At 69.9% G+C, this 7412-nt stretch carries 6 protein-coding genes and 1 rRNA gene; 5 read left to right on the top strand and 2 right to left on the bottom strand.

Annotation, left to right across the window (positions count from 1 at the left end):
* Positions 1–71 precede the first annotated feature (71 nt).
* From IE212_RS19660 to IE212_RS19680, 5 genes are read left to right on the top strand one after another with little or no spacing between them, the layout of a single operon-like run.
* The gene (locus IE212_RS19660; protein ID WP_190199175.1) at positions 72–890 is read left to right on the top strand and encodes a DUF8175 domain-containg protein; all 819 of its coding nucleotides are present in this window, start codon (positions 72–74) and stop codon (positions 888–890) included.
* Positions 880–2205 (top strand): hypothetical protein, encoded by a 1326-nt coding sequence (locus tag IE212_RS19665; RefSeq protein WP_190199176.1) that lies wholly within the window; start codon positions 880–882, stop codon positions 2203–2205. The genes IE212_RS19660 and IE212_RS19665 overlap by 11 nt, the downstream gene beginning before the upstream one ends.
* Entirely contained in the window at positions 2202–3758 is a 1557-nt protein-coding gene (locus IE212_RS19670) for an SCO6880 family protein (RefSeq protein WP_190199177.1), read from the top strand. The genes IE212_RS19665 and IE212_RS19670 overlap by 4 nt, the downstream gene beginning before the upstream one ends.
* A gap of 6 nt (positions 3759–3764) precedes the next feature.
* The gene (locus IE212_RS19675; protein ID WP_190199178.1) at positions 3765–5174 is read left to right on the top strand and encodes an ATP-binding protein; all 1410 of its coding nucleotides are present in this window, start codon (positions 3765–3767) and stop codon (positions 5172–5174) included.
* Between the two features lie 21 nt (positions 5175–5195).
* Positions 5196–6671 (top strand): type IV secretory system conjugative DNA transfer family protein, encoded by a 1476-nt coding sequence (locus tag IE212_RS19680; RefSeq protein WP_190199179.1) that lies wholly within the window; start codon positions 5196–5198, stop codon positions 6669–6671.
* Positions 6672–6684: 13 nt separating this feature from the next.
* On the opposite strand, the gene IE212_RS19685 is transcribed toward IE212_RS19680, so the two are convergent.
* The gene (locus IE212_RS19685) at positions 6685–7227 is read right to left on the bottom strand and encodes a GNAT family N-acetyltransferase (RefSeq protein WP_190199180.1); all 543 of its coding nucleotides are present in this window, start codon (positions 7225–7227) and stop codon (positions 6685–6687) included.
* A 68-nt stretch (positions 7228–7295) separates the two neighbouring features.
* A 5S ribosomal RNA gene (gene rrf / locus IE212_RS19690) occupies positions 7296–7412 on the bottom strand.

Consider the following 7412-nt stretch of genomic DNA (forward strand, 5'->3'; position numbering starts at 1 on the left):
GAACCAGCACGGCTACCGTCGTACGAGGAGTACGAAGTGTCTCCGCACGACGTCGAGGGGGCGTACGCGGCATGAGTCTCGGTGACGAGCACGAGCCGTCCGGCGGCTACGGCGGCACGGGCCAGACCCGCACCCGCCTGCCCGACACCGACGGCACGTCCCGCCGCGCCCCCCGCTCGTCCTCCCGCAGCCTGGTCTCGGTGGTCGGCGTCGTCGTCCTCCTGATCGCAGCCATCGCCTTCGCGAACCGGGGTGACGACGACTCCTCCTCCAACAGCAGCGCCGACAAACCGGAGACGGCGGCGACAGCACCTTCGGGGGAGCGGCCGGTGCAGGCGAAGACGGACAACATCCCCACGGGCTACGCCCACAACGAGCAGGGCGCCCAGTCCGCAGCCACCAACTACGGCACCGCCCTCGGGTCGGCTGACATGTACGACGCCCAGAAGCGGCATGCCATCGTCAACACGGTGTACGCACCCGACGTCGCTGCCGCCCAGCTGCCGGCGTTCGACCAGGTGTACTCCCGAGAGAGCTTCCTCGAGAAGATCGGCCTGAACAAGGACGGCGTCGCGCCCAGCGGTCAGACCTTCGTCTCGCGCGTCATCCCCGTCGGTACCAAAGTCACGTCCTACAGCGGCAGCACCGCCGCCGTCGAGCTCTGGTACACATCCCTCTTCGGTCTGTCGGGCGAGGGTTCCAAGAACCCCGTGACCGAGAGTTGGTATACGACGACCTACCAGTTGAAGTGGGTCGATGGGGACTGGAAGGTCACCGACTTCACCCAGAAGGACGGTCCGGTCCCGGTCGGGCGGGACCAAAGAGCCTCCACCGCGGAGGACATGACCAAGGCCGTCGAGGAGTACGGAGGTTTCACCTATGCCCGCTAGGCATCACGTACTCAAGCTCGGCGCCGCGGTCACAGCACTGCAGGCGGCCACGGTCCTGCTGGCCACCCGTGCCCTCGCCGCCCCCACGCCCTCCCCGTCGCCGAGCAACAACGCGTGCGACCTGCTAGGGGGCGAAGTCAGGGAAAGGTGCGAGGGAGACACCGGCAGCGGTACCGGCGGAGGCAGGCCCTCCCTCGACCCCACCTCCACCCTCGACCCCCTCTCCTCCCTCGCCAAGGGCTGCGCCGAAGCCGCCTCCTGGACCGTCGACAAGCTCAGCGACGCCGTGAAGGAGACCGCGAACGTCGACTTCACGAACCCCAAGTTCCTCCAGCAGTACGCCGTCGTCTTCGCCGCGTCGACGATCCTCACGCTGCTGCTCTGGCTGCTCGCCGTCGCCAAGCGAGCCGTCCGCGGCGTGCCCCTGACCACCGCCCTCTCCGAGGCCATCGGCTTCCTCTGGCTCACCGTCCTGGCCTCCGCCTTCACCCCCCTGATCCTCTACACCGTCGTATCGGCGACGGACGGCGTCACCGAGGTCCTGGCAAAGGCCACCGGCGACCAGACCGACGCGTTCTTCGGCACCTTCTCCGAGGCCCTCAAGAAAGGCGAGGACATCGGCGGCGGCCCCATCATGCTGATCGTCGTCTCCCTGGTCAGCATCCTCGCCGCCGGCGTCCTCTGGCTGGAGCTCGTCATCCGAGCCGCCCTCCTCTACGTCGGCGCCCTCCTCGGCACCGTCGTCTACGCCGGCCTCGTCGACAAGAACCTCTGGGGCCACGTCCGCCGCTGGGCGGGCATCATGATCGCGGTCATCCTCATCAAGCCGGTGATCGTCATCGTCCTCGGCCTCGCGGGCGCCCTGTCCACCGGCGACGGCCCCGACGCCTTCTCCGCCGTCGTCTCCGGCCTCGCCATCATCCTGCTCGCCATCTTCGCCAGCGCGATGATCTACCGCTTCGTCCCCGGCTTCGGCGACGAGATCGCCGGCTCCCGCAACAACCGCCTCATGCAAGGCGCCGAGAGCAAGGCCGCCGCGGTCATCAGCTCCCCCGCCACCCTCGTCGCGCAGGGCATCAAGACCCACAGTTCCCGCGCCGACAACAACAGCGGAGGCAGCCAGTCCTCCGCTCCCCGCCCCAGCAACCCCGCCTCCGGCGGAGTCGCCGCACACAGCGGGCGCACCTCGAACGGCGGCGGCGGATCTGTCCCCTCCGCCGCACCCGCACCCCGTTCGAGCAGCCCCGTCAACACCCCGCACGCCAGCAGCACCCGCAACAGCAGTACCAACCGCACGGGAGGTGAAGGGCGTTGACGACCGAGTCCCACGTGTCCCATCCGGTCACGCCCCGCCGTACGTATCTGATCGGCCGCGCCCGGCCGAACGCGATCATCGGCCGCAACCGCGAGAGCGGCGAGATCGCCCTCATCGTCGTGGGCGCGTTCCTCGGCATGATGTGCGGGCTCCTCGTCCCCGTGCTGTCCCTGCGCATCGTGCTGCTCGCCGGGTTCCCGATGCTGGCGCTGGCCGCCGTGTACGTGCCGTACAAGCACCGCACCTTCTACAAGTGGTTCGAGATCAACCGCAGCTACAAGCGCACCCTCAAGCAGGGCGCCACCTACCGCTCCACCGCGGTGGAGGCCGGCACCCGCCTCGACGGCAGGGAAATCGAGGTCGGCCCGCCCCCGGGCATCGGCCGCATCACCTGGCTGTCCGCACCCTTCGGCCCGGACGAGATCGCCGTACTGCTGCACGCCGACCGCAAGACCGTCACCGCCGCCATCGAGATCGAGGGCCCCGGCGTCGGCCTGCGCGACAGCGAGGACCAGGAGGCCCTCGTCGACCGCTTCGGCACCCTGCTCAAGCACGTGGCCAACGGCGACGGCTTCGTCACCCGCCTCCAGATGCTCGCCCGCACCCTCCCCGCCGACCCGGACGCCCACGCCAAGGACGTGGCCGTACGCGGCGACGACAAATCACCGGCGTGGCTGCAGCACTCCTACGACCAGCTCCAGTCGATGGTGTCCACCAGCAGCGAGCAGCACCGCGCCTACCTCGTCGCCTGCATGCACTACACCCGCGAACTCGCCGCCGAGGCGAACGCCATGGCCCGCGCCGCCCGCGCCCACGGCGGCAAGGTCGACCGGGACGCCGGACTCGCCGTCGTCATGGCCCGCGAGCTCACCGACATCTGCTCACGCCTGCAGGAGGCCGACATCCGCGTCCGGCAGCCCCTCGGTCAGGGCCGGCTGTCCTCGCTGATCCACTCCATGTACGACCCGGACCACCCCATCGACCACATCCAGGCGATGACGAAACGCAACGCCTGGCCGGCCGAGCTGGACGCCATGGAGCCCACCTACCTCCAGGCCAAGACCCGCGAGTCCTCCACCCGCGCCCCCTGGTGCCACGCCACGGCCTGGGTGAAGGAGTGGCCGATGACCCCCGTCGGCGTCAACTTCCTCGCCCCGCTCCTCGTCCACACCCCGGACGTCATCCGCACGGTGGCCGTCACCATGGACCTCGAACCCACCGAGGTCGCCATCGAGCGCATGCTGACCGAGAAGACCAACGACGAGGCCGAGGCGTCCCGCGCCGCCAAGATGAACCGCACCGTCGACCCGCGCGACGTCGCCGCCAACTCCCGGCTCGACCAGCGCGGCGAGGACCTCGCCAGCGGCGCCGCCGGCGTCAACCTCGTCGGCTACATCACCGTCTCCTCACGCTCCCCCGACGCCCTCGCCCGCGACAAGCGGACGATAAGGGCCTCGGCCGGCAAGTCGTACCTCAAGCTGGAGTGGTGCGACCGTGAGCACCACCGCGCCTTCGTGAACACCCTTCCCTTCGCCACCGGCATTCGGAGGTAGGACCTGATGCGGGACCCGCTGTCCGTCCTCACCGACGCCTTCACGTCCTTCCTCTTCGGAAAGGTCGAGACGACCCGGCTCCCGGTGCGCACGTCCACGGGCCAGGCACAGGCGGTCTACCTCCCGACCGCCGCCCCGGGCCTCGGCGACTCCGGCGTCATCATCGGCCGCGAGGTGTACTCCGGCAAGGGCTACATCTACGACCCCTTCCAGCTCTACGGCCAGCAGCTCCCCGCCCCCCACTGGCTGGTCCTCGGCGAGTCCGGCAACGGCAAGTCGGCGCTGGAGAAGACGTACGTCCTGCGCCAGCTCCGCTTCCGCGACCGCCAGGTCGTCGTCCTGGACGCCCAGGGCGAGGACGGCGTCGGCGAGTGGAACCTCGTCGCCCAGGAGCTGGGCATCACGCCCATCCGCCTGGACCCGACGGCCGCCCTGGACATGGGGATCCGCCTCAACCCGCTGGACCCCGCGATCACCACCACGGGCCAGCTGGCGCTGCTCCGGACCATCATCGAGGTCGCGATGGGCCACGGCCTCGACGAGCGCTCCGGCTTCGCCCTGAAGGTCGCCCACGCCCACGTCAACGAGACCATCGTCGAACGCCAGCCGGTCCTCACCGACATCGTCGAGCGACTGCGCCACCCCGAGCCCGAGTCGGCCGAGGCCATGAACGTCGCCATAGACGACGTACGGGCCTGGGGCCTGGACGTCGCCCTGGTCCTGGACCGGCTCGTCGACGGTGACCTGCGCGGCATGTTCGACGGCCCGACGACGGTCGGCATCGACCTGGACGCCCCGCTGATCGTCTTCGACCTGTCCCACATCGACCGCAACTCCATCGCCATGCCGATCCTCATGGCGATCGTCGGCGTGTGGCTGGAGCACACCTGGATCCGCCCCGACCGGAAGAAGCGCATCTTCCTGGTCGAGGAGGCCTGGCACATCATCAACAGCCCCTTCGTCGCCCAGCTGTTCCAGCGCCTGCTGAAGTTCGGCCGACGACTGGGTCTGTCGTTCGTGGCGGTCGTCCACCACCTGTCGGACGTCGTGGACGGGGCGGCGGCGAAAGAGGCGGCCGCGATCCTGAAGATGGCCTCCACGAGGACGATCTACGCCCAGAAAGCCGACGAGGCACGGGCGACCGGCCGCGTCCTGGGCCTGCCCCGCTGGGCGGTCGAGATCATCCCGACGCTCACCCCCGGCATCGCCGTGTGGGACGTCAACGGCAACGTCCAGGTCGTCAAACACCTGGTCACCGAGACCGAACGCCCCCTGGTCTTCACCGACCGCGCGATGACCGAGTCCTCAGCCGACCTCGCCGACGACGCCCTGCGCGCCGCCGAAATCGAGGCGGAGGAACGAGCGGCGGCCTTCGTGGAGCACCACCTGGGCGACTCCGAGTCGACGGTGGCGTAAGGCGCAGGGGAAGGAAGACGCGTGAGACCGGACGACCGCCGCACCCATCGCGACCACCAGGGCGGCATCCCCGACGGCCTGCTCGTCGGCCTCCTCGTGTTCCTCCTCGGCATGACCCTGCTGGTGTGGACGGCCACCGGCCTGGCCGCCTGGTTCGCCCACGGCTCCTGGCCGTCCGGCGTCACCTTCACCCGCACCCCCCTGGCGATGCGGGGCCTCGTGGCGCAGCCCCACGACATCCCCGGCGCCTGGCCCGACACACCCGCCGGCGAACTCTCCGGCTACGGCCTGTTCTGGGGCCTGTTCATCGGGCAGCTGATGGTCCTGGTCGTCCTGGTGGTGTTCGTGATGGGCACACTGGCCCGATGGCGAGCGGTCCGCGCCGGACGCCGGACGGAAAAGGCCACGGCGCAGGAGCAACCGCCGACGTCACCGGCCGGAACCACACACGAGGCCCCGACACCGGCACCGGACCCTGGGTCCACAGCCGTGCCACGCGACGTACCGACACCCCGCCAAGCCCCCCAGCCCACGGCCCCGGCTTCCCCGTCGGGCCAGGAACAGGCGGGCGGGCGGGAAAAGGTCGTGGTGGCCCCCATGGAAACCCGCCAGAGCACGGCCGCCCAGGCCGTACGCGACGCGGAGGGGCCGGCCCTCGTCGTCACCTCGAACCCGGCACTCTGGCAGGACACCAAAGACGGAAGAGCCAAACTGGGCCCCGCCCTGCTCTTCGACCCCACCCACCTCTGCGACACCCCGTCCCGCCTCCACTGGTCGCCGACCGAAGGCTGCGAGGACAAGAAGACGGCAACCGCCAGGGCAGCAGCCCTCCTCACCCCGGTCCGCCCCACCGCCAAACTCGACCAGGCCCTCAGCGACACGGCCCAGCTGCTCCTGCGAAGCTACCTGCACGCCGCGGCCGTCGACGGCCGCACCATCCGCCACGTCCACCGCTGGTCCCAGGGAACCCAGATCCAGGACGCCGTACGCATCCTCCGTACGAACCCCAAGGCGGCTCCCGGCTCCGCGGGCGAACTCGAAGGAGCCCTCACCGCCCACCCCGAACGCCGGGACATGGCCCAGCAGCTGACGACCCGCGCCCTGGCGGCCCTCTCCACGGTCAACGTACGCGAGGCCTGCACTCCCAACCGAACTGATGCCCTCACCTTGGATTCCTTCCTCCACGAAGGGGGAACGCTTTACGTAGTGGGGGAATCCATCGAGGACCCCAGGACGAGCCCGGGCGCGATGCCCCTCCTGACGGCCCTCGTCTCCAGCGTGGTCGAGCGCGGCCGGCACATGGCCGAACGGTCATCGGCCGGTCGCCTCGACCCACCACTGACGCTCGTCCTGGACGACGTCGCGGCCGTGGCCCCGCTTCCCCAGCTCCCGGAGCTGCTGGCCACCGGAGCGGACCGGGGCATGCCGACCCTGGCCCTGCTCCGGTCCCGCGAGCAGGGCCGCGCCCGCTGGCCGCACGACGAACTGCCGGTCTAGGCCCTCGCGGCCGTCACTCCCGCTCGAGCACGAACTCCAACTCCCGCTCACCGGAGTCCCCGAGCGGCACGATCACTCCACTGGGCACAAACCCCACCCGCCGATAGAACCGCTGCGCCCGCCCGTTCTCCTCGTGCACGATGAGCCGCACCCGCTCGAGACCCCGCCCCCACGCCCATTCCAGTGCCGCGTCGAACAGCACCTCGGTCAGGCCGCTCCCCCGGTCCTCGGGCCGTACGAACACGCCGACCAGATGGCCCTGCTTCCGCTCCACGGGAAAGCCGGCCCAGTCCGTCGTCCCGGGCTCCTCCACGAGCACCGTCAGCGTCGCCACCCACTGCCCGTCCGGCCCTTCGGCGATGATCTGCTGAGCCGCGTCCGCCCCTTCCGCGGCACCGGCCGTCCGCTCCTGCCAGAAGGAATCCGGCCTGCCCACCGCCTCCTCGTACGTCTCCAGGAAGGCAAGGTGCGCCACCGGGTCCTGCAGCGCCACGAGCCGCAGTTCCCTCGCCGCGGGCCACTCATCAGCACGGACGGACCGGATCACATAGGTCATGCGGGCCACGGTAGTCGGAGAAAACAAAAAGGCCCACACCTTTAAGGTGTGGGCCTTTTTCAATATTTGTTCGGCGGCGTCCTACTCTCCCACAGGGTCCCCCCTGCAGTACCATCGGCGCTGTAAGGCTTAGCTTCCGGGTTCGGAATGTAACCGGGCGTTTCCCCTACGCTATAACCACCGAA

The sequence above is a fragment of the Streptomyces djakartensis genome (assembly GCF_014651075.1).
Taxonomy (GTDB): domain Bacteria; phylum Actinomycetota; class Actinomycetes; order Streptomycetales; family Streptomycetaceae; genus Streptomyces; species Streptomyces djakartensis.

Coding starts and splice junctions, on each gene's coding strand:
- IE212_RS19660 (WP_190199175.1), top strand. CDS start 72: ATGAGTCTCGGTGACGAGCACGAGCCGTCCGGCGGCTACGGCGGCACG.
- IE212_RS19665 (WP_190199176.1), top strand. CDS start 880: ATGCCCGCTAGGCATCACGTACTCAAGCTCGGCGCCGCGGTCACAGCA.
- IE212_RS19675 (WP_190199178.1), top strand. CDS start 3,765: ATGCGGGACCCGCTGTCCGTCCTCACCGACGCCTTCACGTCCTTCCTC.
- IE212_RS19685 (WP_190199180.1), bottom strand. CDS start 7,227: ATGACCTATGTGATCCGGTCCGTCCGTGCTGATGAGTGGCCCGCGGCG.